Below are 25,355 nucleotides of genomic sequence, written 5' to 3'. Positions count from 1 at the left end.
GGCCGGGCTCCTACTGTCGTGGCTGTCATGGACGAGCCCGGCACCGAACCCGCAGGAGCCCCACACTCGAGGCGGAAGGGCCGGGTGGCCGAGCGCGTCGTCGAGGAACTGCGCGCCTACATCGCCGACAACGATCTGCGACCCGGCGACAGGCTGCCCCCCGAGCGCGTCTTCATGGAACTGCTCTCGGTCAGCCGGTCGTCCTTGCGCGAGGCGGTGCGGGTCCTCTCCGCGATGGGCAGCATCGAGGTCGTGCACGGCGACGGCATGTACGTCACCGCGAACTCCGCTGACGGCGAGCCCGGCCGGGCGATGTTCGACACCCGGGAGGAGCACGCTCTCCGCAACCTCGTCGAGACCAGGCTGGGCGTGGAACTTGCGGCGGTCACCGCCCTGACGCACCGCGGCGCCGATGCCGACTTCGACGCCCTCGCGGCCATGCTCGACGAGCAGGGGGCGAACCTGAAGGAGGATTCCTCCTTCGTCTGGGAGCCGCTCGCCTTCGAACTCGCCATCGCGTCGATGTCGGGGAACACGTGGCTCTGCGAGATCGAGGAGCGGCTGCGCGACGCCTGGGTCAGGCTTTCCTCGGGCCTGAAGGCGACCGTCGGCCGGCACGCCGAATGGCATGCCGAGCACGTGGCCATCCTCGCGAGCATGCGGACCGGCAACGTCGCCCAGGCGCAGCGGCTCGTCATGGCCCATCTGAGCCTTGAGCGCTTCGAGAGCGACCTCGCGAAGCGGTCCCGGGCCGGCCGCTCACCGAACAGGCGCTAGATCCCCGATGTGGGGGACCGCCTGAGCCGGTCGCGGGTGCGGTGACGGCCTGCGCGCGGCCCGTCCCGCGCGGTTAGCATGATCAGGTGTTGCTGACCGCCGACGGCCGATTCGTGTCGTACGGGCCATCGCACTGGGCGGCGATAGGGCTGTTCGCGGTCGGATGCGCCGTGCTGGTGCCGCTCGGCCGGGCGCAGCGCGCCGGGCCCGGGGAGTCCGGCGACCGGGCGAGGGGCTTCGGGCAGGCGTACGCGCTGGCGATCATGTACGTGGTGATCGGGACCAAGGCGTACACGCTGCTCCCCGGCCGGTGGAGCATCGGCGGGTCGCTGCCGCTGCAGTTGAGCGACCTGGCGTGGGCGGCCGCGGCCGGCGCGCTGTGGACCCTCGGCCGGCGCTGGTTCGCGCTGACGTACTACTGGGGCCTGACCCTGGCGGTGCAGGCCCTGCTCACACCGGCGCTGCACGGCCCGGACTACCCCGGCATCGACTATCTGGGCTTCTTCGGGAGGCACCTGCTGGTCCTGTGGGCCGCCGTGTATCTGACCTGGGGGCTGGGCATGCGGCCGGACTGGGGCGGCTACCGCTTCGCCGTCGCCGCCACCGTGGTGTGGGCCGTCGCCACGTTCACCTTCAACCTGATCGCCGGGACGAACTACGGCTTCCTCAGGGCCAAGCCCGGCACCGGCTCGGTGCTGGATCTGATGGGCCCCTGGCCGTGGTACGTGCTGGCCGAAATTGTGATCATCCTGCTCGGGTGGGCCCTGATCACCTGGCCCTGGACTCGTGCGGACGCCGAGGGAGAACGGCCCGCCCGCTGACATGGACGAGGGTCCGAAGGGCGCGGTTCTCTCGACTCCTGTGATTTTCCTACGCGGTGTGTGATCGATCGGTAGCATTCCGTGCTCTGTGCTGGGTGGTCCGGGAGGTAGGGCATTGGCGGGGTTTCTGCTGCGGCGGCTGGTGAGTCGCGGAGTGCTGGTGGTCGTCGCCGGGAGCCTCGCCTACCTGCTTGCTGCCGCCGCGCTCGATCCGCGGGCCGGGTTCGAAGGGCGCACGCCGCGTCCGCCGGAAGCCGTGGTCGACGCTCGGCTCAACGCGCTCAACCTCAACGACCGGACTCCGCTGTTCGATCGCTACAGCACGTGGGCCTGGAACGTCCTGCACGGTGACTTCGGCCGGACGCAGGAGGGCGAGCCTGTCAACGCGGAGTTATGGCGTCGTCTTGCCGTCAGCCTCCGGTTGCTGGTTCCCGGCGGTGTTCTCGGGGGCGTCCTCGGAGTTCTGCTCGGCACGTATGCGGCGGCCAGGCGCGGACGAGTCGCCGACCGGTTCATCACGGGCGGGTCCTATCTGCTCTTGGCCGTTCCCGTGTTCGTCCTGGCGGTGCTGTTGCAGACGATCGCCGTCATGGTGAACGGTGCAATGGGTGCGCGGGTGTTCGTGTGGGTCGGTGAGTCCGCCCCGGGGGAGCCGGGCGTGCTCGGTGTGCTTGACCAGGCTCGGCATCTGCTGCTTCCGGCCACCGTGATCGCAGTGCCACAGGCCGCGCTGTACGGCCGTTACCAGCGTGCCCTCGTGCTGGACGTCCTGCACGCCGACTTCGTCCGGACCGCGCGGGCCAAAGGGCTTCGAAGGCGGAGCGCGCTGGTGCGGCACGGGCTGCGGACCGCGCTCGTCCCGATGACGACGTACTCCGCTTACGCGTCGGGGCTGCTCGTCCTCGGCGGGGTGTTCGCGGAGAAGGCTTTCGGGCGGCACGGCATGGGGGAGTGGCTGGTCGACTCGATCGCGCGCGGTGATGTCAACGCGGTCGCGGCGATCGACTGCGTCGCGGCCTGCACGGTGGGGGCGGCCGGTCTGGTGTCGGACGTCCTGAACGGCCTGCTCGACCCGCGCGTCCGGCTCGGGGCCACCCCGTGACCCGGCGAGGTGCCGTCGGTCTCGTGCTGCTCGTGTCGGTGTTCGTGCTGGCGTTCGCGGGGCCGCTCGTGTCGCCCTGGCGTTGGGACGAGATCGACTTCACGGCGTTCGGTCGCGGGCCGTCCGCACGGCATTGGCTCGGGACGACGCAGAGCGGACGGGACGTCCTTGCGCTCACGCTGCGCGGGACGCAGAAGTCGCTGGTGATCGGCCTTCTCGCCGCCTTGCTCGCGACCGGGCTGGCCGCCGTCGTCGGTACCGTCGCGGGGTTCGCGGGCGGGCTGCTGGATCGGGCCCTGATGTGGGGCGTCGATCTCCTGCTGGTGTTGCCGCCGCTGCTCGTCGTCGCCGTTCTGGCGCCGGGCGGGGCATGGCCGATGCTGGCACCGGTGCTCGCCGCGTTGACGTGGATGCTCACCGCCAGGGTGGTGCGGGCGATGACCCTGTCGGCGCGCAGGCGAGACTACGTGCTCGCCGCCCGGTTCGCGGGGGTGGGCGCGCCGCGCACGATCGTCCGGCACGTCCTGCCGCAGGTCACCTCGCTGCTGATCGCGGACGCGAGCCTGACCGCCGGCGTCGCGGTCATCGCTGAGGGCGGGCTGTCGTTTCTCGGCCTCGGCGTGCGCCCGCCGGACGTTTCGCTCGGCACGATCATCGCGGACGGGCGGGGCGCGGTGGCCGCATGGCCCTTCATGGCCGCGGGCGGGCTGCTCGTCGCGATCGTCCTCGCTGTGAACCTGCTCGGCGATGGCCTGCGGGACGTCCTCGATCCCCTCCAGGCCGGGCGTTGACCGTGCTGGAGGTCACCGACCTGGCGGTCGGCCACGCGGGTGGTGTCCGCGCCGTGCGAGGGGTGAGCTTCGAGGTCGGGGCGGGCGAGGTTCTCGGGGTCGTCGGTGAATCGGGAGCGGGGAAGACCGCGCTCGCACTCGCGGTGATGGGGCTCCTCCCGGACGGCGCCGGAGTGACCGGATCGGTGCGCCTGCGCGGGGAGGAACTGATCGGGCGCTCCGATGCCGAACTCTCTCGTGTACGCGGCAGGGACCTGGCGATGGTGTTCCAGGAGTCGGCGCTCACACCCGTTCACACCGTGGCGGGCCAGATCGCTGAGGCCGTCCGTGCCCACTCCAGTGTCACGCGTGCGGCGGCGCGTGCGCGGGCGGTGGAACTGCTCGATCTGGTGGGGATCCCGGCAGGGCGGGTGCGCGCGTACCCGCACGAGTTCTCCGGCGGGATGCGGCAGCGCGTGATGATCGCCATGGCCATCGCGAACCGTCCGGGCGTGATCCTGGCGGACGAGCCGACGGCCGGGCTGGACGTGACCGTCCAAGCCCAGGTCTTGGATGTGCTCCGGGCTGCGAAGGACGCGACCGGTGCCGCGATCGTGCTGATCACGCATGACCTGCGGATGCTCGACGGCTTCGCCGATCGAGTGATGGTGCTGCGTGAGGGACGGGCCGTCGAGACCGGTCCGGCAGGGCGGGTATGCCGGGAGTTGAGGTCCATCTCCCGCTTGGGCGGGAAAGAGGCGTCCAAGCCTCGGCCTGAGCGTCCTGTTGTGTTGCGGGTGGACGGTCTTGCCCGGCACTACCCCGTCTTCCAGGGGACGCTGCCGCGTCGCCGAAGGGGAAGCGTGCGTGCCGTGGACGGCGTCGCATTCGACGTCCGGGAAGGCGAGACCCTCGCGCTCGTCGGCGAGTCAGGATGTGGCAAGACCACGACCCTGATGGAGATCCTGCGCTTGTCGCAGCCGCAGAGGGGACGAGTGGCCGTCCTCGGCCAGGACACGGCATCCCTGAGCGCAGCCCGGCGAAAGGTCCTGCGGCGCGACGTCCAGGTCGTGTTTCAGGACCCGGTCGCATCACTCAACCCCCGGATGCGCGTGGACGACATCATCGCCGAGCCCCTGACCGCGCATGGGCGCCCGTCCTCGCTGACCGGAAGCCGCGTGAGGGAGTTGCTGGAACTGGTCGGCTTGGGAACCGACCACGCACGGCGTTATCCGCACGCGCTCTCAGGTGGGCAGAGGCAACGCGTGGCCATTGCCAGAGCCCTCGCCCTGGAACCGCGTTTGCTCCTCTTGGACGAACCTGTGTCGGCTCTGGACGCATCCACACAGTCCAGCATCATCGCCCTGTTGGAAAGCCTCCAAGACCGTCTGGGCCTGGCGTATCTGCTCGTCGTCCACGATCTGGCTCTCGTCCACCGCATCGCTGGCCGGATCGCTGTCATGCACATGGGCCGCATCGTCGAACTGGGACCGACTCGCGACGTGTATCAGGCGCCGGCCCACCCGTACACCCACGCACTGCTCCATCGCGCCCCTCTCCAGGGAGAACCACCGGACCCGATGTCACCCCTCGCCGGATGCCGCTTCCGTTCCCGGTGCCCCCGCTACGTCACGCTCGCCAGACAGGACGCCCGCTTGTGCGACGAACAGGATCCAGCGCCCTCGAAAGACCTAGATCGATCGGTCGCCTGCCACCATCCCCGCATCGGAGCCAGGGCCACGCAGTGAAACGGATCCTCGGCGCAGCCCTCCTGCCCCTCGTCCTCATGACCGGTTGCGGTGACCCGAGCGAGAAGAACAGCGCGTTCGGGCAACTGCCGGCCTCTGACGTCAACCCCACTCCACGCGACCGCATCGTGAACGGCGGGACGCTCCGCTGGCCCCTGCCGGACTTTCCGTCCCAGTGGAACTTCAACCATGTCAACGGCACCAAGGGTGCCGTGGAGCATGTCATCCAGGGCGTCATGCCGTATCTGATGCGCGCCGACGAGAAGTCCGTCCCACATCCCGTCCCCGAGTACCTGGAATCGGCCACGCTGAAGCGCACCAAGCACGGCCAGACCGTCACCTACAAGCTCAACCCTCAGGCCAAATGGTCCAACGGAAGCCCCCTCGGATACGAGGATTTCGTAGCCCAGGCCCACGCGCTCTCCGGACGTGACTCGCGCTACGAGGTCTCCACGGTCTCCGGATACCGCCTGATCAAGCACATCGGACGAGGCATCCGCCCGAACGAAGTGAAGGTGACGTTCGCCCAGGCGTACGCCGACTGGCGGAGCCTGTTCAGCCCGCTCTATCCGGCCGCCGCCTACTCCACCCCACGCGCGTTCAACACCGCCTGGATGAACCGACTGCCCGTCACCGCGGGCCCGTTCAAAGTCCAGCGGATCGACCGCACGGACAAGACCCTCACGTTGGTACGCGACCCATCCTGGTGGGGCCCACCCGCCAAACTCGGCCGCATCGTCTACCGCGCCATGGACACGAGCGCCATGCCCGGCGCGTTCGCCAACCACGAGATCGACCTGATGGACATCGGCCTCGACGCAGCCGCAATGCAACGCGTCCAGAACGTCCCAAGCACCGATGTCCGCCGCGCGGGCGGCCCCGACTGGCGGCACTTCACCTTCAACGCCGCCGCCCCCGCCCTGTCCGACGTGCGCGTACGGCGGGCGGTCATGCTCGGCATCGACCGGCGGGTCATCGCCCGGTCCGACCTGTCCGGCCTCGGCGTCCCCGTCCAGACACTCGGGAACCACTTCTACGTCAACACGCAGAACGGCTACCAGGACAACTCCTCAGTACTCGGCGAGTACGACCCCGCACGCGCCGAGCAACTACTGGACGAAGCAGGCTGGCACCTCCACGGCAAGTACCGCTCCAAGTCCGGACGCACGCTGGCGCTCCGATTCGTGATTCCGTCCGGAGTGCCCGTGAGCAAGCGCGAAGGGGAACTGACACGCGCACTGCTCGAACGCATAGGCGTCCGGGTGGACATCCGGCCAATCCCCGCCGACGACGCGCTCGATACCTACGTCACGCAAGGGAACTTCGACATCGTTCCGTTCTCATGGCTCGGCACATCGTTCCCCGTCTCGCCCATGCGAGCCGTGTTCGCGAGCCCGCGCAAGGGCCGCGTCCAGCAGAACTACTCCCGCACCGGAACAGCCGCCATAGACACGGCGATGGACCAGGCCATAGCCGAAACCGACCCGCCCCGAATCCACGCCCTCGTGAACAGAGCCGACCGGCTCATCTGGCAGCAGGCATCGGTGCTGCCGCTGTACCAGCGCCCGCAACTCGTCGCCGCGCGCTCAGACCTGGCCAACCTGGGAGCCTGCGGCTTCCTGGAGCCCGCCTACCAGAACATCGGATTCACGAGGCGCTGAGCAGCGCACCTGCCGGCCCTGAGCCGGTCAGGTCTCCGAGCGGTCGAGGCTCGGTGGTCAGGGGAAGGCGAGCCGGATGCCCTTGCGGTCGCTCGTGTAGCGCGCGTTCCACACGTACAACCGCAGGTCGTCGGCGGAGAGGTCGTCGTTGACCGGCAGGTCGGAGGCGATCCGGACCACGTAGGACGCGCCCGCCGGCATCATCGTGCTGCCGCTGTCCTCGACCGGCGCCTTCGCCCCGTCGATCCGGGCGGTGATCCTGCTGTGGTTGGGGAGCGTGCACATGTCGTCGGGGATGCCGGCCTGCGGCATGCACCGCTCCTGCGCCGACTTCGGCACCTTCGACTTCGGCATGAACAGGTCGGCCGGGTAGTCCAGCAGGACGGCCCGCCGCTGGGTGTTCGTCAGGACGTAGTCGGCGTAGGCGTACGTCGTCCCGGACGGCGGCGCCTTCGTGGCGCCGAGCGGCTGCCGGTCGGTCCCGGCGCGGACGGCGGCCAGGCTGTAGCCGTAGCCCTCCGGCGTCGTGAAGTTCACCGGCGGGCCGGCCTTCGGCGCGGGGGCGGCGGAGCCCGGATGGGCGCTGTCGCCCTGGCTCGCCAGCGACGGCCGGGCGGCCTCCTCGGCGCCGCCCCCGCCGGGGCGCAGGATGACGATCCCGGCGGCGATCGCGGCGATCCCGACGGCCCCGGTGACGGCCCCGGCGAGGCCGAGCCTGCCCGCGCTGGTCTTCCTTCTCCGGCGGTGCGATCGGTACGGCTGATAGCTGTTGGACATGATGGTGCGTGCTCCCTCGGGCCTGCTGCAGGCTCAGTAAGCGCGTCCTATCGTGCTGTGGTCGGCGACGGCTGGCACACGATACCGGACGCCCGGATCGGCGGGACGGCCGGATCGGCGGTGATCCGGGGTCGCGGGTTACGAACGGCGCGCGACGAGGGCGTCGCGGCCGAGCCCCCGCAGGGAGGCGTCCAGCACCTGCGCGGTGTGCGCGACCGCGATGCCGGCGCCGCGCCGGCGCAGCGCGGTGGCGATCTGCATCGAGCAGCCGGGGTTGGCGGCGACCAGTAGTTCGGCTCCGGTGGCGTCCACGTTCACCGCCTTGCGGTCGCCGAGTTCGCCGGCGGCCTCCGGCTGGAACAGGTTATAGGTTCCGGCGGATCCGCAGCAGATGTCCGGTTCGGCGATCTCCCGGACGGTGAGCTCGGGGATCGCGGCCAGCAGCGCGCGCGGCTGGCTGCGCACGCCCTGGGCATGGGCGAGGTGGCACGCGTCGTGGTAGGCGACGGTGACCGGAAGTGGCCGCCGTTCCGCGCGGGGCCCGAGTTCCACGAGGTACTCGGCGAGGTCCCGGGTCTTCGCCGAGAGCGCCTTGGCGCGCTCCGCCCACGCGGGGTCGTCCGCGAGCAGCGCCTCGTACTCCTTCATCGCCGAGCCGCAGCCCGCCGAGTTCACCACGATGACGTCGACGGCCTCGAACGTCTCGACCGTCCGGCGGGCGAAGGCGCGGGCCTCGTCCGCGCGCCCGGAGTGCATGGACAGCGCCCCGCAGCACCCCTGGTCCCGCGGGATGACGACGTCGCAGCCCTCCAGCGCGAGGACGCGGGCCGTGGCCGCGTTGACGCCGGGGAAGAACTCGCTCTGCACGCAGCCGGTGAGCATCCCGACCGTGGCGCGCCGCCCGCCCCGCGCGGCGACCCGCTCGGGAAGCCGCGGAGCCTTGCCGAGGGGCGGGGCGAGCCGCTCCATCGCCGCGATCGACGGCGACAGGCGCTCCAGGATCCCGCTGCGCCGGACGAGACGCTCCAGACCCGACTTCTGGTACGCGCGCAGGGGGCCGCGCAGAGCGCGCAGCCTCCGCTTGTACGGGAACAGCTGGAAGACCATCTCCCTGATGGCCCGCTCCTTCAGCGAACGCGGGTGCTCGTTCTCGACGTCCTCACGGGTGATCTCGATGAGGCGGTCGTACTGGACACCGGACGGGCAGGCCGTCACGCACGCCATGCAGCCGAGGCAGCGGTCGAAATGCTCGACCATCGGCCCGCTGAGCGGTTCGCCCTCCACGTGCTGCTGCATGAGGTGGATGCGGCCCCTGGGGGAGTCCATCTCCTCGCCCCACAGCACGTACGTCGGGCATGTGGGCAGGCAGAAACCGCAGTGGACGCAGTCGTTGAGGAGATTCGGGAGGTCGTCCTGGCCACTCATCAAATACCTCCCACAAACCGGCCGGGGGACAGCCTGTGATCCGGGTCGAACTGGTCTTTCACACGCCGCATCAGCGTGAGCGCGGGCACCGGGCCCCACAGGTCGATCTCGCCGCGCACCCCTTCGGGGGCGTAGCGGACGATGGCGTGGCCCCGATGCCGCCCCAGCACGTCACGTAGTCGCCCTAGGACGTCCGCCACTTCGTCTGGCGGCGTCTCAGCGGCCAGACCCACGTGGCCGTGCCCGCTGCCGCTCCAGGTGAGGGCGACCTCCGGTCCGAGCAGGGTGAGCAACTCGGGGAGCGCAGGCGGCGGGGCGCCTATGTCTATGAGCGTGGTGCCGTCGGGGTAGCGTCCCCAGCCGTCCGGCGCGGAATCGGTGATCTCGGCGTTCTCGCCGAGCAGCTCTGCCGTCTGCCGAGCGCGCGCGGCGACACCGTCCGGTACGCCTTCGAGAAGGACCGAAACCGTACCCGGGCCGATGTACTCGACCGCACTGGGCGCCACAGGGGAGTGCAGGACGCTCTGGACGGCGTCGTGCGCATCCTCCGGGCCGCTTACGGCGCACGTCACGTACGTGGACGCGGCGGGCACGGGATGCAGGCGGAACGTCGCCTCCACGATCAGGCCCAGCGTGCCGAACGAGCCGGAGAAGAGCCGCCCCAGGTCGTACCCGGCGACGTTCTTGACGACCTTGCCGCCCGACCGCGCGACCTGGCCGTCCGCCCGGACGACCGTGAGCCCGATGACCAGGCTCCGGGGCGTCCCGTACAGCGTGCGGAGCGGGCCGGCGGCGCCGCTCGCGATCGTCCCGCCGACCGTTGAGCCGGGCAGCGGGACGTCCAGCGCGAGCCGCTGGCGGTGCTCGGCGAGCCGCTCGGCCAGCACCTCCATGGGCAGCCCGGCCTCCGCCTTGGCGACGAGGTCGCCGGCGGTGTGCTCGATGAGCTTGTCCAGCCGGTGGGTGTCGACCAGCAGATCGCAGCGCTCCGGGGGCGTCCCCCAGTCCAGGCGGGTCTCGGCTCCGCGCGGGACGACGGCGAGACCCTTCTCGGCGGCGACGCGCATGACGTCGGCGGCCTCGGCGAGGTCCTTCGGGGCGGCGACGAGCGCGGGTTCGACGCCGAGCACGCCTTCCGCCGGCTCACCGGGGCGTACGTCGGCGCAGACCTTCGCGAGGGCGTCCAGGGGCCGCATCAGAAGATGTCCGCCTTTCCTTCGTACGGGTGGGGGCCCTTGCGCTTGCCGGGCACCTCGCCGCACAGCCGCGGCGTGGGGAAGACCTTCCCCGGGTTGCACAGCCCCGCCGGGTCGAACCCGCAGCGGACCATCTGCATCGTGTCCAGGTCCGTGTCGGTGAACATGCGCGGCATGTACCGGGCCTTGTCGACGCCCACGCCGTGCTCACCGGTGATCGAACCGCCGTGCTGGATGCACAGGTCGAGGATCGCGCCCGACACCGTCTCCGCGCGCTCCTCGGCGCCCTCCTCCGCGTCGTCGAACAGCACCAGCGGGTGCAGGTTCCCGTCGCCCGCGTGGAACACGTTCGCCACCCGCACGCCCGACTCGGCCGACAGCGCGTCGATGCTCGCCAGGACCTGCGGCAGCACCGTCCTCGGGATCACGCCGTCCTGGACGAGGTAGGCGGGGCTGATCCGCCCGACCGCGGCGAACGCCGACTTGCGGCCCTTCCAGATCAGCGCCCGCTCCGCGTCGTCGGCGGCGATCCGGATCTCGAACGCGCCCGCGTCCCGGCACAGCCGCTCCACCTCGGCGAACTGGGCCGCGACCTCGGCGTCCGGGCCGTCCAGCTCCACGATCAGCACCGCCGCGGCGCCCGCCGGGTACTCGCAGCGCACCGCCGCCTCGGCCGCCTCGATGGCGAGGGCGTCCATCATCTCGATCGCCGCCGGGACGACGCCCGCCCCGATGATCGCCGACACCGCCGTGCCGCCCGCCTCGACCGAGTCGAACGCCGCCAGCAGCGTCTGCACGGTCTCCGGGACGCGCGTCAGCCGCACCGTGATCTTGGTGGTGATGCCGAGCGTGCCCTCGGCCCCCACGAACACGCCGAGCAGGTCGTAGCCGGGCGCGTCCGCCGCCAGCTCGACCAGCTCGCCGTCCGGCGTGACGACCTCGCAGGCCAGGACGTGGTGCGCGGTGAACCCGTACTTCAGGCAGTGCGCCCCGCCCGAGTTCTCCGCCACGTTCCCGCCGACCGAGCAGATCTGCTGGCTGGACGGGTCGGGCGCGAAGTAGTACCCGTACGGCCGGACGGCCCGCGTCACGTCCAGGTTGATCACGCCGGGCTCCACCACGGCCCGCTGCCCGGGGATGTCGATCTCCAGGATCCGGCGCATCCGGGACGTGACGATCAGCACGCCGTCCGCGCGGGGGAGCGCCCCGCCGGACAGGCCCGTCCCCGACCCGCGCGCCACGTACGGGACGCCCGCCGCCGCGCACTCGCGCACGATCGCCGCGACCTGCTCGGCGGTGTCGGGCAGCACGACGATCCCGGGCGTCGACCGGTGGTTGGTGAGGCCGTCGCACTCGTACGTGCGCAGCCGCACCGGATCGGTGATCACCCGGTCCGCCCCGAGCATCGCCGTGAGCCGGGCCTCGAGCGCCGTGAGCATCGTCTCCATCCTCTCCACGATCCCCCGCCCGCGAACCGGCCGCAAGATCCTGCCGGAAGCCGAGAAAACGTTTCCCGGCACCCGGGGTCCCGGGCCGCCGGCGCGGCGGCCGCCGGCCGCCCGGGACGCCGTCTCCGGGTGCTTACGGGAACTGCTGGTAGGCCGGGGTGGTCAGGAACTCGGAGTACTCGTCGGCCAGGGTGACCTCCTTGAACAGGGTCACGGCCTGGTTGTAGCGGGGCTCGTTGTACGCCTTGCCCAGCTCGGCGCGGATCTTGCCGAGCTCCTCCTCCAGGAGCTGCTCGACCCACTCCTTGGTGATCTTCTTGCCCTCGGCGGTGGAGACGCCGTTGTAGATCCACTGCCACACCTGGGAGCGGGAGATCTCGGCGGTGGCCGCGTCCTCCATCAGGTTGTGGATCGCGACCGCGCCGGCGCCGTCCAGCCAGGTGGCGAGGTAGCGCAGCGCCACGTCGATGTTGTTGCGGACGCCCGCCTCGGTGATCTCGCCCGGGGTGTCCTTGATGTTCAGCAGGTCGGCGGCGGAGACGTTGACGTCCTCGCGGAGCCGGTCGCGCTGGTTCGGCTTGTCGCCGAGGACGCCGTCGAACACCTCGCGGCAGACCGGGACGAGGTCGGGGTGCGCGACCCAGGAGCCGTCGAAGCCGTCGCCCGACTCGCGGGTCTTGTCGGCGCGGACCTTCTCCAGCGCGACCTTGTTGACCTCCTCGTCCCGGCGGGACGGGATGAACGCCGCCATGCCGCCGATCGCGTGCGCGCCGCGCTTGTGGCACGTCCGGACGAGCAGCTCGGTGTAGGCGCGCATGAACGGCGCGGTCATCGTGATGGCGTTGCGCTCGGGGAGGATGAACTCGGCGCCCCGGTCGCGGAACTTCTTGATGACGGAGAACAGGTAGTCCCAGCGGCCGGCGTTCAGGCCCGCCGAGTGGTCGCGCAGCTCGTAGAGGATCTCCTCCATCTCGAACGCGGCCGGGATCGTCTCGATCAGCACGGTCGCGCGGATCGTGCCGCGCGGGATCTCCAGGTGGTCCTGGGCGAGGTTGAACGCGTCGTTCCAGAGCCGCGCCTCGAGGTGGCTCTCCATCTTCGGCAGGTAGTAGTACGGCCCCTTGCCCTTGGCCAGCTGGCGGCGCGCCGAGTGGAAGAAGTACAGGCCGAAGTCGAACAGCGACCCCGACATGGGCTCGCCGTCGATGAGGAGGTGCTTCTCCTCCATGTGCCAGCCGCGCGGCCGGACGACGATGGTCGCGAGCTCCTCGTCGGCCTTGAGCGCGTAGGTCTTGCCGCTCTTGTCGTCGGTGAAGTCGATGGTGCGGTCCAGGGCGTCCCGCAGGTTGAGCTGGCCCTCGATCATGTTGGTCCACAGCGGGGTGTTGGCGTCCTCGAAGTCGGCCAGCCACACCTTCGCGCCCGAGTTCAGCGCGTTGATCGTCATCTTCCGGTCGGTGGGGCCGGTGATCTCGACACGGCGGTCCACCAGGCCGGGCGCGGGCTCGGCGACGCGCCAGGAGTCGTCGCCCCGGACGTTCGCGGTCTCCGGCAGGAAGTCCAGCGTCCCGCCCGCCGAGAGCCGGCGCTGGCGCTCGGCGCGGGCCTCCAGCAGCTCCTTGCGGCGGGCGCCCAGCTCGCGCTGGAGGGCGGCGAGCAGGCCGAGCGCCTCGGGGGTCAGGATCTCCTCGTACCGATCGCCGAGGGGTCCGGTGACCTCGATGCCTTCCAGTCCAGCCATCTGCCTGCCCTTTCGTATGGTGAAATTTCACTTCTGTTACGTGGAGAACGGTACTCGGCGGTACGAGGCGCGGTCAAAGCGGGTGCACTCGGAGGACCTCCCCGCGCGCGCTTAGGTCAACCCAGGGCGGAAACCATGGTGATAACCGGGTGACCAGTGGGGACGGTGCGTGAGACGATCGCCGGGAAGATACGGCCGCGAGGCGGCGTTCTACCGAGGACATATGACTCAACCTTTCTCTTCAGACCAGACCGAGTTCGAGACCGCCCAGGACGAGTTCGAGTACGAGCCCATGACGGGCGAGCTCGACCTGGAGGACCGCCGGGCGCTCCGCCGCGTCGCCGGCCTGTCCACCGAGCTGACCGACGTCACCGAGGTCGAGTACCGCGCCCTGCGGCTGGAGCGGGTCGTCCTCGTGGGCGTCTGGACGGAGGGCACGGCCGAAGAGGCCGACAACTCCCTGCGCGAGCTGGCGCTGCTCGCCGAGACCGCGGGCTCGCAGGTGCTCGAGGGGCTCGTCCAGCGCCGGTCCCGCCCCGACCCGGCCACCTACATCGGCTCCGGCAAGGCCGCGGAGCTGCGCGACGTCGTGATCTCCACCGGCGCCGACACCGTCATCTGCGACGGCGAGCTGGCCCCGAGCCAGCTGCGGCACCTGGAGGAGACCGTCCAGGTCAAGGTCATCGACCGGACCGCGCTGATCCTCGACATCTTCGCCCAGCACGCCAAGAGCCGCGAGGGCAAGGCGCAGGTCGAGCTGGCGCAGCTCAACTACCTGCTGCCGCGGCTGCGCGGCTGGGGCGGCAACCTGTCCCGGCAGGTCGGCGGGCGCGCCGCGGGCGGCGTCGGCATCGGCGGCCGCGGCCCCGGCGAGACCAAGATCGAGCTGGACCGGCGGCGGATCCGCACCCGGATGGCCAAGCTGCGCCGGCAGCTCGCCGGGATGTCCAAGGCGCGCGACACCAAGCGCGGCGAGCGGCGCCGCAACGCCGTGCCCGCCGTCGCCATCGCCGGCTACACCAACGCCGGCAAGTCGTCCCTGCTCAACCGGCTCACCGGCGCCGGGGTCCTGGTGGAGAACGCGCTGTTCGCCACCCTGGACCCGACCGTCCGGCGCGCCGAGACGCCCGGCGGCCGCGTCTACACGCTGGCCGACACGGTCGGGTTCGTCCGGCACCTGCCGCACCAGCTCGTCGAGGCGTTCCGGTCGACGCTGGAGGAGGTCACGGACGCCGGGCTGATCCTGCACGTCGTGGACGGCTCCGACCCCGACCCCGAGGCGCAGATCGACGCCGTCCGCGAGGTGCTGCGCGAGATCGACGCGGACAAGATCCCCGAGCTGATCGTCATCAACAAGGCCGACGCGGCGGACGACCTCACGATCGCGCGGCTGCAGCGGCGCGAGCCGCACAGCGTCGTCGTGTCCGCCCGCACCGGGTTCGGCATCGAGGAGCTGCGCGCGGCCATCGAAGCCGATCTGCCGGGGCTGGAGAGCGAGCTCCACGTCCTCGTGCCGTACGAGCGCGGCGACCTCGTCGCGCAGATGCACGAGCGCGGCGAGGTGCTCAAGCAGGAGCACATCGCCGAGGGCACCGTCCTGCACGCCCGCGTGCCGGCCGGGCTCGCCGGTGAGCTCGCGCAGTACGAGACCGCCTCGCCCACGGCCTGAACGCACGGCCTGAACCGTTTCGATGCGTCCGGCCTCCGGGGAAACCCGGAGGTCGGACGTTTTGTGGTGTCCTACATTGCGTTCATGGACGGCCCGAAACCGGCCGGACGGCCGTCGGGGTCGCCGAACGGTGACAGCTTGTCCAATCCGCTTGACGGACCGGTTGAAATCCGTACGGTCTAAGGGCTAGGGGCGGGGTGGTGGTGGTCGATGCGCTATGACGAGAGGTTGTCGGACGGGCCTTCGGTGCACTACCGTGACGAAACCGATATCTCCGGTCTCGTTGCCGCCGATGGCCGTCCGGCCATCCGACCCTCCCACGGAGAGTCGCCGGCACCCAGTCGGTGTTTCGGATCGAGAGCAGGTGGCCATGGCAGGTCCGAACACTGGAACGAGGGCGGACGGCTCGCCCCAGCGCCATTCCGCGCGGCAGCGCGCACGCCTCCACGCAGGTCGGTGACCCTATGACGGTACGGCTGTTGACGAACATCGGCAGGCTCTGGACGGGCACCGACGTCTGCAGCAACGCCGCGGTGCTCATCCACGACGACCGGATCGTCTGGGCCGGGCCCGCGTCCGACCTCCCGCAGAGCGTCCCCGGCATCATCGACGACATCGTGGACGTCGACCACGTCGAGAACCTCGGCGGCGGCCTCGTCACGCCCGGCCTCATCGACGCGCACTCCCACCCCGTCTACGCGGGCAACCGGTGGGCCGAGCTCGCCATGCGCACCAGCGGGTCGTCCCACTCCGCCATCGCCGCGGCGGGCGGCGGCGTCAACTCCACCGTGACCGTCACCCGGGGGACCGACCCCTGGACGCTCTGCAACGGCGTCCGCGAGCGGCTCCGCCAGTGGATCCTCGCCGGCACCACCACCGTCGAGGCCAAGACCGGCTACCACCTCACCCGCGACGGCGAACTCGCCGACATCCGGATGCTGCGGTCGCTGGAGGGCGAGCCGTCCATGCCGCGCATCCACGCGACGTTCCTCGCCGCGCACATCCTGCCGCCCGAGTTCTTCGGCCGCCGCCGCGACTACATCGAGGCCGTCCGGCTGTGGGCCGGCGACGCCGCCGTGGCCGGCGCCGACTCCATCGACGTCTACTGCGACGAGGGCCACTTCACCGCCGAGGAGGCCCGCGCCCTGCTGCTCACCGGCAAGCGCGCCGGGCTGAAGGCACGCATGCACGCCTGCGCCAACGAGCGCGTCGGCGCCGCGCAGGTCGCCGCCGAGGTCGGCTGCGCCTCCGCCGACCTGCTCACCCAGGCCAACGACGACGACATCAAGGCCCTCGCGCACGCCGGCGTCACCGCCACCGTCTGCCCCGGCAGCTCGCTGAACAGCAGCCGCGCGCCGGCGCCCGTCCGGCAGATGCTCGACCGCGGCGTCACCGTCGCGCTCGGCACCGACCACAACCCCGGGCAGTGCGGCATCACCTCGATGCCGCTCGTCATCGGCCTGTCGGTCGCCATGTTCGGGCTCAGCGTGACCGAGGCCCTGCGCGCCGCCACGCTCGGCGGGGCCGCCGCCCTGCGCGTCGGCGACCGCGGCTCGCTCGCGCCCGGGATGCTCGCCGACATCGTCCTGTGGGACGCCGACCACGAGGGCGCGTTCGCGTGGGCGTTCGGGCTGCGGGCGCTGCGCATCTGGCGCGGCGGCGTGCCCGTCCAGCCCTGACGTCCCGTCCCGGTGGCGGGTAGGGTCGCCACCATGCGCAGTGCGGTCGCGGTCGTCACCGATTCCACCGCCTACCTCCCGGCCGGGCTCGCCGAACGGCACGGACTGACCGTCGTCCCGCTGCAGATCGCCGTGGGCGGCGCCACCCGCGACGAAGGGGACATCAGCGCCGCCGAGGCCGCGCAGGCGCTGAAGGAATGGCGGCCCATCACCACGTCGCGTCCGGCACCGGAACGCTTCGCGCAGGTCTACAAGGCCGCCGCCTCGTCGGGCGCGGGCCGCATCGTCTCCGTGCACCTCTCCGCGGCCCTGTCGGGGACGGTCGAGGCCGCCCGTCTCGCGGCCCGCGACGCACCGGTGCCCGTGACGGTCGTCGACAGCGGCACCATCGGGATGGGGCTCGGCTTCGCCGCCCTCTCCGCGGCGGCCACCGCCATGTCGGGCGGCACTGCCGAAGCGGCCGCGTCGGCCGCGGTTCGGCGGGCTGAGCTGACCCGGTCCCTCATCTACGTCGACACCCTTGAGCACTTGCGGCGCGGTGGGCGGATCGGCGCCGCCGCCACACTCCTCGGCTCGGCGCTCATGGTGAAGCCTCTCCTGGACATCGCCGATGGGCGGATAGCGCCACTGGAGAAGGTGCGCACGTCCTCGCGCGCGCTTGCCCGGCTGGAGGAACTCGCCGTCGCGGAGGCAGGTGAGCGCCGGGTCGACCTGGGTGTCCAGCACCTGTTCGCCTCGGCCCGCGCCGAGGCCCTTGCGGCCCGCCTCCGCGAACGCGTGCCCCATGTGGAGGACGTCTACGTCGGCGAGGTGGGCCCTGTCATAGGCGCCCACGTGGGCCCCGGCATGCTCGGCGTGGTGGTGGCCCCGCACCTTTGACGCGGCCCTCCACCTCCTGGCCGCCGCCGGTGTGGCTTCCGGACGCCGCTGACCGGGAGTTGTCCACAATTCCCGAACGCGCCGCGACCGCTCCCCGCACGTCCATAACGTCGGACGGCATGAGGCCCGACACGCAGGACCGCCTGCACACTCTCATGGGGAGGCTGAAGCCGCCCGGCCCGCCACCCGACGCACCGCCGGCGGCCCGCTTACGCGCGGCACCCGAACGGTCCCACGTCCGGACGCTCATCCTCATCGGCGTGGTCGCCGCCCTGGTCGCGGCGGGCTACCTGTGGCTCGCACGCCCGCGCCCGCAGGCGTCCGCGACCCCGATGGCGAGCGCCACGCTCACCGACTCCGGCCCCGCCGTCTCCGCGACTCCGGCGGCGGCCTCCTCCCCGGTGGTCGTCCACGTACTCGGGAAGGTGAAGCACCCGGGCGTGGTCACCCTGCCGTCCGGCTCCCGGGTCGCGGAGGCGATCAAGGCCGCCGGCGGCGTCCGCCGGGGCGCCGAGACGGGCACGCTCAACCTTGCCCGCAAGCTCGTCGACGGCGAACAGATCCCGGTGGGCATCCCGCGCCCCGCCCCGGCACCGGCACCCGCCGCGTCCGCCTCCGGTGCGCCCGGCACGCCACTCGACCTCAACACCGCCACCGCCGACCAGCTCGACGACCTCCCCGGCGTGGGCCCCGTCCTGGCCCAGCGCATCGTCGCCTACCGCACCCAGCACGGCGGCTTCCGCTCGGTCGACCAACTCCAGGAGGTCAGCGGCATAGGCGCCCACCGCTTCGCCGACCTGAAGCCCCTGGTCCGGGTATGACCCGCGACATCCGCCTACTGGCCCCGGCCCTGGCGACCTGGCTGACTGCCGCCACAACCTTGGGCCTCCCTCCACAGGTCACCTACGCGTTGGCCGCCACCGCAGCCCTGACGTCCCTCTACCTGCTAGCCCCCCGCCGCCCGCACCCCAAGTCACCTGAACGTGGTGGCCCCGGCGGAAGGAGCGCCGCCACACCGCCCCCTGAGCGGAACACAACGCAGTATCACCACCACCGAGCAGACCAGGGCTCCCCGCGGGGTCTCGAAGGGCGGCCGGCGGGACGCGGGGAAGCGGCGACACCCCCGGTTCTCTCATGGCTCGGACGGTCGAGTGCGCGCGGCGCGGGTGCGGACTCTGGTGCGCAGCGCCATCGCGGCCATGCAGTGGCGGGGCGGCGGGTCGTCGTCGGGGTCGTGTTGGCGTGTGCGGCGGCTTCGGCGTGCGGGGTGGCGCTCCGGACGACGGCCGTGGGCGGCGGGCCGGTGCACGACCTGGCGCGCGGCGGGCGGTTCGCGACGGCCGAGGCGGTGGTGACCGGCGACCCGCGGGCGAGGCCGGGTCATGCCCGGCGGGTCATCACCATCCGGGCGCGGGCGGAGGCGGTGCGGCGGGTGAAGGTCCGCGTCCCGGTGCTGCTCATCGCGGGCGATCCTCGATGGCTGCGCCTGGTTCCCAGCCAGCGGGTGCGGCTGCGCGGCCGGTTCGTGCCGCCCAAGGGGGGCGGCCTGCTGTCCGCGGTGGTGATCGTCCGGGGGCCGCCCGCCGTCCTCGGCCCGCCGTCCGCGCCGCAGCGGGCCGCCGAGCACCTGCGGGCCAGGCTGCGGGCGGCGGTGGACCGGCTGCCGCCCGACCGGCGCGGTGTCCTGCCCGGCATGGTCGTCGGCGACACCTCCCGCCTCGACCCCGCGCTCGCGGCGGACTTCCGCACCGCCGGGCTCACCCATCTCCTCGTCGTGTCCGGCGCGAACCTGGCGATCGTCGTCGGCGCGGTCCTCGGGCTGTGCCGCCTCGCGGGCCTCGGCCGCCGCCGCGCCCCGCCCGTGGCCGTCCTCGCGGTGCTGGCCTTCGTCGTCGTCGCGCGGCCGGAACCGAGCGTCCTGCGAGCGGCGGTCATGGGCATGATCGGCCTGCTGGCGCTGCTCACCGGCAGGGAACGCCAGGGGCTTCCGGCACTGGCCGCGGCCGTTCTTCTCCTCGTCCTGATCGACCCCGAGTTGGCACGCTCCTACGGCTTCGCGCTTTCGGTGCTCGCCACGGCCGGGCTGCTGGTCCTGGCCCCGCCGTGGCGGGAGCGCCTCGGGCGCCGGCTGCCGGGCCCCATCGCCGATGCCCTCGCCGTCACGGCGGCCGCCGAGGTCGCCGTGGCGCCGGTCCTGGTGATGCTCTCCGGCGAGGTGGGAGTCGTCTCCGTCGTCGCGAACCTGCTGGCCGCGCCCGCCGTCGCCCCCGCGACCCTCCTCGGAGCGCTCGGCGCCGTGACCGCCCTCGTCTCGCCGCCTCTCGCCCGGCTGGTCGTCTGGCCCGCCGGCCTGGCCGTCGGCTGGATCATCCGGGTGGCCCGCACCGCCGCGGCACTGCCCTACGCGTCCCTCCCCTGGACCGGCGGAACCTTCGGCGCCGCGACGCTCCTGGCGGCGGGCGCGGTCGCGGTACTGGTCCTGCGCAGCCGCCGCCTGCGCCTGATCGCCGCCGCTGCCGTGACCGGCGTGCTGATCGCCGTCATCGCCCTACGCGTGACGGCCCCCGGCTGGCCGCCGCCGGGATGGCAGATGGTCGCCTGCGACGTGGGCCAGGGCGACGCTCTGGTGCTGGCCGCCGGCCCCGGCCAGGCCGTCGTCGTGGACACGGGCCCGGAACCAGGCCCCGTCGACCGCTGCCTGCGGCGCCTCCACGTGACGGACGTCCCGCTCCTGATCTTGACCCACCCGCACGCCGACCACATCAACGGCACGTCCGGCGTCCGCCGCCACCGCACGGTCCACGGGGTGCTGACGACACCCCTCACCTCAGGCCGCGAGGCGCGCTGGACATCAGGGCTCCCATCCCTCCGCGCCGAACCAGGCCGGCAGTGGCGCGTGGGCGACCTGACCCTCACCATCCTCGCCCCGCTCAGCGCCGCGCCGGCCCTCTCACCGGGGGACGACGGCACCACGATCAACAACGCCAGCGTCGTCCTCGTCGCCCGGAAACCGGGCTTCAGCGCACTCCTCGCAGGCGACATCGAAACGGAGGCCCAACGTGCTCTGGAAGCGACCGTCCCCCAGGTCCAAGTCCTCAAGGTCCCGCACCATGGCTCCCCGAGCCAGGACCCCCGCTTCCTCGCCGCCGCCCACGCGTCCATCTCCTTGATCTCCGTCGGCGAAGACAACGACTACGGCCACCCGTCCCCATTGACCGTCACCCTCCTCCGCCGCCTCCACACCCAAGTCCACCGCACCGACCGGGAAGGCGACATAGCCATAGTCCGCACCGCCACCTCGGTGGCCGCCGTCCCCCGCCACTGAAGCCGGTTCCGTGCTCCGATCCATTCGCGCCCAGTGCGGAGCAGGGCACGGCCCTTACGCATCAGGCGCTGCGCTGAACGGACGGCTTCCGCTGTGTCACCAGATCCAACGGAAGCCGGCTGCAGCGTGCTCCATGTACGGGACGTAGCGGTGGGCGCAGGTCTCCACGTCCAGTGGTGCCGGTTCTTGGTGGACGATCTCGCCGCCGCGGTAGTTGTCCCAGACCGTCCACCACACCTGGCTCGGACGGTGTTCCGGGGCGAATTGAACGATGATGTCGACGTTCTCGCAGCGGGAGTGGGCCACCCGCCGATACTCGGAGCTGCACTGCGCTTGGCGGGCGAACTCGACGTCGTACTCCAGGGAGGCGACCTGTCCTCTGCGCAGCGGCGTGTTGAAGGTGATCTCGATGACCGGGGCCGCCCCGGAGAACTCATGCCGCGTGGTGACCCGGCCGCCGTGGCGGACGCGGACCGCGCGGGCGCCGCGCACCAGCCGGTAGGGGTAGCCGGTGACGCCGTCCTCGCACGCGAGGACGGCGGAGGTCGTCCGGTGGCCGATGACCGTTCCGTCGGCGCCGATCAGCCGGCGTTCGAAGACGGCGATGGTGCGGTGCCGCTGGGGGAGGGGAACGAACTGGGGGTGGCGCAGGCTGTCGACCACCGGGCCGATGGGCCCGGCGGCGTCGGGAAAGCGCAGCGTCCACAGCCGATCGCGGTCGTCGCCGGCCATGTCGAAGGCTTCGACGAACCAGGTGAGGGTCTCCGCGCTGATCAGCTCGCCGGAGAGGGCCCGGTACACGCGGTCCTTGATCTTGCGCGGAAGGCCGGCATCGGTGTCGGGGCGCTCTCCGGTGTCCCACAGGTGCGCGGCGATCACCTTGGCGACGGCGGCCTTGTTCAGCGCGCCGTCCGGCAGGGCGCGGCCGAGGCGCTGTTCCCAGCGCCGCCGGTAGGGGCCGCGCTGGGTGAGGAGTGAGGCGAGCAATCGGCCGGTGGCCCGGATGCCGTCGGGGCTCCCGGAGGCCGTGTGCGACATATCTGCGACAAGTGGATGTTCTGATGCGGTCATCGGATCCATGTCGGCCACGGGCGGGGGCGTGGGTCCAGTCGGGGGCGAGGGGAGCGGGCAGTCGACGTGGTCACGGGTATCGCGCGGTGATGGATGAGCCTTGAACCGCCTTCAAGCATAGCGAGGGGCCGCATGCGGGAATCGGGTACTGGTCTGGCGCTTTCCGGCCGGTATGTGCGGGGGGACACGCCCGCGGTGATGGTTGACGACCGGATCGACGACCGCCGGGTGATCGGTTTCGTCTACAGACCGCCGGCCGGGACCGGGGTGCCGGACCGATTCTGCGATCACGTGCTGCTCGACGGGGATGACGGGGTTCCGGTGCGGCTGCTGCAGGAGTGCGCGGACCGGGCCGAGCGCTGCGGGCACCTGCCGCCGCGCCGGCGCCCCGAGATGATCAGCGACGTGGCGGCGGTCGCGGCGGGCCTGCCGGAGCTGATCGGGCGGCTGACCGGCGGTGCGCCCGATCCGGCCGGTACCTTCTTCACCCGGCTGTTCGACCGGGTGTGGGAGCTCGGGCACCTGATCTGGGCCGTCGGGGGGTCGGTCCGGGACCTGATCGCGGACGGCGCGGAGGCGAAGGTCAACGACCTGGACTTCGCCGGGACGGCGCCGCCGGGGCTGATGGCCACGCTGGTGCGCGAGGTACTGGCCGGCATGGGCACCAGGAGGCCGTTCCGGATCAAAGTGTCGGGCGGGCAGGTCTGCTCCGCCCGGTTCCGGGGGGAGGACGAGGCGCTGCTGGAGTACAAGGCGCTCGATCTGCGGGGCTTCCCCTTCCGGGTGTCCGGCGGTGACCTCCAACGCGACGCCGAGACGCGCGATCTGAGCGTCAACAGCATCCACTACGACCCGCGCCACGAACTGGTTCTGGACCCGACGCTGCGCGGCCTGGCGGACCTGGGCTCGGACGTGGGCGACGGTTCCGTGCGGGAACTGTGGGTTCCGTACCGGCATGACGTGCCGTTCGAGCAGGTCGGCATCCTGCTGCGGCTGGTCAAGTTCGTCGCGCGATGGCGGGGAGAGGGACTGCGCATCCGCGTCGCACAGCCGATGAGGTGGGCCGCCGGGCTGCCGGACGATCTGTTCGCGAGGCTCTCTGCCGCCGAGTGGGACAAACTCCGCGAGATCCGCGACGACTATCTCAAGGACCACTCCGCGGAAGCCAGGAGGTCGGCTGCCGAGGAGATCGGCCCCATGGCCGTCCGGCTCCTCGCGGAACTGGACGTCAGGAGCGGACGATGAGCAGCCCGCACCGGCCGTTGAGCGAATGGGTCGCGGAGGTCGTCCTCAACCGGGACGGCACCGGCTCGTGGGACCCCTGGGCGGAGCCCAATCGAGGCAGGCGCGACTCCGACGCCCGCGGCGAACCTCGTTTCCGGGACGGCTGGCAGCGCCGTCGGATCCTGCTCGATGCATCGGGCGACCGGGTGGGCGCGCTGTGCCTGATCCGCGGCGGGACGGCCCCGGAGGTCGTCGCGGAACTGACGGACGCGGGTGTGCCGGTGCCGGTGGGCGAGGCCGCGATCGCGGTCGTCGAGCGGCTGGAGGAGGCGTGGCCCGATGTGCGCCCGGAGCCGGACGACCTGCGCGTCCTCGCGGGTGAGTCCGCGGCGCTGCGATGGTCGCTGGTCGAACGGCTCCGCCAGGAGGGCGACCCGGCGGCCGAGGTGTTCCACGTCCTGCCGTGGGAGCTGGTCGAGCGGCTGGCCGGAGACCTGTGCGGCGCCATCGACGCGGGCGGCGGCGCGTCCGCCGAAGTGCTGGCGCACTGGTTCGCGCCGACCGGTTCGGCGTTCAGCGACGCGATGGACGAGCTGAACCTCTGGTTGCGCGACCACGGGACGCCCGGGCTGGCGGACCACGGCGGTATCGCGCTGTGCGAGGAACTGGCGGGCGCCGACCTCGCCCTGTTCCCGGCGCGCACCCTCCGGGCGCTGGCGGCGCTGACCCGGCGGCTGACCGCCGCGGACCCCGCCATGGGCGCCGTCGGGCAGGAGGCGACGACCCGGCTGACGTCCGCCGCGTCGTCCGCGCCCGAGCGACTGGACGCCCACTTCGCGACGGCGGACCGGCCGGCGTCCGCGCCCGGCGCGGCGATCGCGTCCGGTCCGCCGCAGACCCCGCCGTCCGAGGCGGCCCCGGCGTTCGCGGAGACCGTGTCGGAGTGGCTGAGGGAGCTTTCGACCGTGGGGCCGGGGGAGTGGACGGCCGACAGCGGCGGGCTCCACTTGCGCCTGAGCGTCACCGAGGAGGAGGACACGGGCGAGGTGGCGCTGCAGGTGACGCCGCCGGTCGGGGACGTGCCCGTTCTCGTGCGTCCCGAGGCCGACCGGGGCGCCGTCACCTACCTCGGGTGGCTCACCGCCGGGCGGATGCGGCTCGAGGTCGACTCCCCGCCGCCGTACGAGGTGCGTCCGGCACCGCGCCGCCGGGACTCCCGGACCGCCCCGTTCGAGGTGATCACCTCGAAGCCGCGGCGGCTCGAGTCGGCGTTGGCGAGCGACGCGGAGGAGGAGCCGAGGGACGACAGGCTGCTGGTCGTACCCGACCTCGATCTGGAGGTGAACGCCTACGAGGCCGGTGATGGGCGGCTCTACGTGAGCGCGTCCGTGGGATCTCGGGAAGCCGACGGCCGATGGCTGGAACTCGTTCTCCACGGGCTCGGTGACGGCTCCGCACGCGAGTGCGTCATCCCGTTGCGCTGGGCGCACGACGCGGCCGAGGGCACACTGAGCGTGGGCACGTGGCGCGACCGCCTGACCATTGCCGTGGGCGCCGGGCTCGTCGATGATCCGTCCGGCTTCACCCATGAGGCCGTGCGCTGGTCGGCCGAGCACGCGGCGGACGAGCGGACCCGCGACGCCCTGCGCGATCTACTGGCCGCCCTCGGAGGTCCGGACGGTTCGGCGTGAGCGGGCGCCCGGCGGGATCGTCTCGGCCCGCAGGCCGGGCGCTGGCGGCGCGGCTGTTCGGCGGCTGGTCGCAGCCGCCCTGGCGCCGCCGCCGGCGGGTCGTACGGCTGCCCATCGTCGTCGCCGAGGGCGACACCGGAAGACTTCTGCGGTTAGAGGTGAAGGTGCTCTGGTTCCGGCGTCCGCAGGAACCTCGCCTGGTGGGCCCGCCCGCAGCCCACGGCGACGACGGGATGCGCGAGTCGTTCGACGAGGCGTTCGCCTGGGCGAAGAGCCATGCCCGCTTCCGCGCTCGTTCGGCCACGGAGTGGCGTCTGCTCCCGTACGACAAGGGCGGCGAAGTCCCCACGG

20 protein-coding genes are annotated in these 25,355 nt (G+C 72.0%); 14 read left to right on the top strand and 6 right to left on the bottom strand.

Going from position 1 to position 25,355, the window contains the following annotated elements:
• The first annotated feature begins 84 nt into the window (after positions 1–84).
• The 6 genes from E1284_RS12070 (at position 85) to E1284_RS12045 (ending at position 6,879) form a co-directional block, all read left to right on the top strand.
• Positions 85–777 carry a FadR/GntR family transcriptional regulator gene (locus E1284_RS12070; protein WP_207923702.1) on the top strand — a complete coding sequence of 231 codons (693 nt, stop codon included), beginning with the start codon at positions 85–87 and terminating at the stop codon, positions 775–777.
• An 86-nt stretch (positions 778–863) separates the two neighbouring features.
• Positions 864–1,598 carry a YwaF family protein gene (locus E1284_RS12065; RefSeq protein ID WP_207923701.1) on the top strand — a complete coding sequence of 245 codons (735 nt, stop codon included), beginning with the start codon at positions 864–866 and terminating at the stop codon, positions 1,596–1,598.
• Positions 1,599–1,713: 115 nt separating this feature from the next.
• The gene (locus E1284_RS12060) at positions 1,714–2,700 is read left to right on the top strand and encodes an ABC transporter permease (RefSeq protein ID WP_131939133.1); all 987 of its coding nucleotides are present in this window, start codon (positions 1,714–1,716) and stop codon (positions 2,698–2,700) included.
• The gene (locus E1284_RS12055) at positions 2,697–3,491 is read left to right on the top strand and encodes an ABC transporter permease (RefSeq protein ID WP_131939132.1); all 795 of its coding nucleotides are present in this window, start codon (positions 2,697–2,699) and stop codon (positions 3,489–3,491) included. Before E1284_RS12060 ends, E1284_RS12055 begins: the two co-directional genes overlap by 4 nt.
• A complete protein-coding gene (locus E1284_RS12050) occupies positions 3,488–5,218 on the top strand; it encodes a dipeptide ABC transporter ATP-binding protein (RefSeq protein ID WP_165965225.1) in 1,731 nt (576 codons plus the stop codon). Before E1284_RS12055 ends, E1284_RS12050 begins: the two co-directional genes overlap by 4 nt.
• Positions 5,215–6,879: an ABC transporter family substrate-binding protein gene (locus E1284_RS12045; RefSeq protein WP_243714423.1), complete on the top strand. Its 1,665-nt coding sequence runs from the start codon at positions 5,215–5,217 to the stop codon at positions 6,877–6,879. The genes E1284_RS12050 and E1284_RS12045 overlap by 4 nt, the downstream gene beginning before the upstream one ends.
• Before the next feature lie 57 nt (positions 6,880–6,936).
• Here E1284_RS12045 and E1284_RS12040 read toward each other — a convergent pair whose 3' ends face one another.
• The 5 genes from E1284_RS12040 to aceB form a co-directional block, all read right to left on the bottom strand.
• A complete protein-coding gene (locus tag E1284_RS12040; protein WP_131939130.1) occupies positions 6,937–7,656 on the bottom strand; it encodes a hypothetical protein in 720 nt (239 codons plus the stop codon).
• A gap of 138 nt (positions 7,657–7,794) precedes the next feature.
• The gene (locus E1284_RS12035) at positions 7,795–9,081 is read right to left on the bottom strand and encodes a (Fe-S)-binding protein (protein WP_131939129.1); all 1,287 of its coding nucleotides are present in this window, start codon (positions 9,079–9,081) and stop codon (positions 7,795–7,797) included.
• Positions 9,081–10,277: an FAD-binding oxidoreductase gene (locus E1284_RS12030; RefSeq protein WP_131939128.1), complete on the bottom strand. Its 1,197-nt coding sequence runs from the start codon at positions 10,275–10,277 to the stop codon at positions 9,081–9,083. The genes E1284_RS12035 and E1284_RS12030 overlap by 1 nt, the downstream gene beginning before the upstream one ends.
• On the bottom strand, positions 10,277–11,725 hold the full coding sequence (locus E1284_RS12025; protein ID WP_131939127.1) for an FAD-linked oxidase C-terminal domain-containing protein: 1,449 nt from the start codon (positions 11,723–11,725) through the stop codon (positions 10,277–10,279). The genes E1284_RS12030 and E1284_RS12025 overlap by 1 nt, the downstream gene beginning before the upstream one ends.
• A 133-nt stretch (positions 11,726–11,858) precedes the next feature.
• Positions 11,859–13,466 carry a malate synthase A gene (gene aceB, locus E1284_RS12020; protein ID WP_131939126.1) on the bottom strand — a complete coding sequence of 536 codons (1,608 nt, stop codon included), beginning with the start codon at positions 13,464–13,466 and terminating at the stop codon, positions 11,859–11,861.
• A 223-nt stretch (positions 13,467–13,689) separates the two neighbouring features.
• Between aceB and hflX the strand changes: the two genes are divergently transcribed.
• The 5 genes from hflX to E1284_RS11995 all read left to right on the top strand — a co-directional run bounded on the left by hflX (position 13,690) and on the right by E1284_RS11995 (position 21,018).
• Entirely contained in the window at positions 13,690–15,135 is a 1,446-nt protein-coding gene (gene hflX, locus E1284_RS12015) for a GTPase HflX (RefSeq protein WP_131939125.1), read from the top strand.
• A gap of 464 nt (positions 15,136–15,599) precedes the next feature.
• Complete coding sequence (hutI, locus tag E1284_RS12010) at positions 15,600–16,814, top strand: imidazolonepropionase (RefSeq protein WP_131939124.1); 1,215 nt, start codon at positions 15,600–15,602, stop codon at positions 16,812–16,814.
• 33 nt (positions 16,815–16,847) lie between these two features.
• On the top strand, positions 16,848–17,693 hold the full coding sequence (locus E1284_RS12005) for a DegV family protein (RefSeq protein ID WP_131939123.1): 846 nt from the start codon (positions 16,848–16,850) through the stop codon (positions 17,691–17,693).
• A gap of 119 nt (positions 17,694–17,812) precedes the next feature.
• Positions 17,813–18,514 (top strand): ComEA family DNA-binding protein, encoded by a 702-nt coding sequence (locus tag E1284_RS12000; RefSeq protein WP_131939122.1) that lies wholly within the window; start codon positions 17,813–17,815, stop codon positions 18,512–18,514.
• Between the two features lie 446 nt (positions 18,515–18,960).
• Positions 18,961–21,018, top strand: coding sequence for a ComEC/Rec2 family competence protein (locus E1284_RS11995; RefSeq protein ID WP_243714422.1), 2,058 nt, complete (start codon positions 18,961–18,963; stop codon positions 21,016–21,018).
• A 96-nt stretch (positions 21,019–21,114) separates the two neighbouring features.
• On the opposite strand, the gene E1284_RS11990 is transcribed toward E1284_RS11995, so the two are convergent.
• A complete protein-coding gene (locus E1284_RS11990; RefSeq protein ID WP_131939120.1) occupies positions 21,115–22,056 on the bottom strand; it encodes a hypothetical protein in 942 nt (313 codons plus the stop codon).
• Positions 22,057–22,287: 231 nt separating this feature from the next.
• Here E1284_RS11990 and E1284_RS11985 point away from each other — a divergent pair, with 231 nt between their 5' ends.
• From E1284_RS11985 to E1284_RS11975, 3 genes are all read left to right on the top strand, one after another.
• Positions 22,288–23,334: a tRNA nucleotidyltransferase/poly(A) polymerase family protein gene (locus tag E1284_RS11985; RefSeq protein ID WP_243714424.1), complete on the top strand. Its 1,047-nt coding sequence runs from the start codon at positions 22,288–22,290 to the stop codon at positions 23,332–23,334.
• Positions 23,331–25,004, top strand: a complete 1,674-nt coding sequence (locus E1284_RS11980) for a hypothetical protein (protein WP_131939118.1) — start codon at positions 23,331–23,333, stop codon at positions 25,002–25,004. Before E1284_RS11985 ends, E1284_RS11980 begins: the two co-directional genes overlap by 4 nt.
• Positions 25,001–25,355, top strand: a 355-nt coding sequence (locus E1284_RS11975; RefSeq protein ID WP_131939117.1) for a hypothetical protein, incomplete at its 3' end; no start/stop codon positions are given. The genes E1284_RS11980 and E1284_RS11975, both read left to right, overlap by 4 nt.

The organism is Actinomadura bangladeshensis (genome assembly GCF_004348335.1).
Taxonomy (GTDB): Bacteria; Actinomycetota; Actinomycetes; order Streptosporangiales; family Streptosporangiaceae; genus Spirillospora; species Spirillospora bangladeshensis.
This window is presented reverse-complemented; position numbering and strand designations above follow the sequence as displayed.

What these genes read in the sequence shown, in the direction of transcription:
- E1284_RS12040 (WP_131939130.1), bottom strand. Translation starts at nt 7,656, where the DNA reads ATGTCCAACAGCTATCAGCCGTACCGATCGCACCGCCGGAGAAGGAAG.
- E1284_RS12035 (WP_131939129.1), bottom strand. Translation starts at nt 9,081, where the DNA reads ATGAGTGGCCAGGACGACCTCCCGAATCTCCTCAACGACTGCGTCCAC.
- E1284_RS12030 (WP_131939128.1), bottom strand. Translation starts at nt 10,277, where the DNA reads ATGCGGCCCCTGGACGCCCTCGCGAAGGTCTGCGCCGACGTACGCCCC.
- E1284_RS12025 (WP_131939127.1), bottom strand. Translation starts at nt 11,725, where the DNA reads ATGGAGACGATGCTCACGGCGCTCGAGGCCCGGCTCACGGCGATGCTC.
- aceB (WP_131939126.1), bottom strand. Translation starts at nt 13,466, where the DNA reads ATGGCTGGACTGGAAGGCATCGAGGTCACCGGACCCCTCGGCGATCGG.
- hflX (WP_131939125.1), top strand. Translation starts at nt 13,690, where the DNA reads ATGACTCAACCTTTCTCTTCAGACCAGACCGAGTTCGAGACCGCCCAG.
- hutI (WP_131939124.1), top strand. Translation starts at nt 15,600, where the DNA reads ATGACGGTACGGCTGTTGACGAACATCGGCAGGCTCTGGACGGGCACC.
- E1284_RS12005 (WP_131939123.1), top strand. Translation starts at nt 16,848, where the DNA reads ATGCGCAGTGCGGTCGCGGTCGTCACCGATTCCACCGCCTACCTCCCG.
- E1284_RS12000 (WP_131939122.1), top strand. Translation starts at nt 17,813, where the DNA reads ATGAGGCCCGACACGCAGGACCGCCTGCACACTCTCATGGGGAGGCTG.
- E1284_RS11990 (WP_131939120.1), bottom strand. Translation starts at nt 22,056, where the DNA reads ATGTCGCACACGGCCTCCGGGAGCCCCGACGGCATCCGGGCCACCGGC.
- E1284_RS11985 (WP_243714424.1), top strand. Translation starts at nt 22,288, where the DNA reads ATGGTTGACGACCGGATCGACGACCGCCGGGTGATCGGTTTCGTCTAC.
- E1284_RS11980 (WP_131939118.1), top strand. Translation starts at nt 23,331, where the DNA reads ATGAGCAGCCCGCACCGGCCGTTGAGCGAATGGGTCGCGGAGGTCGTC.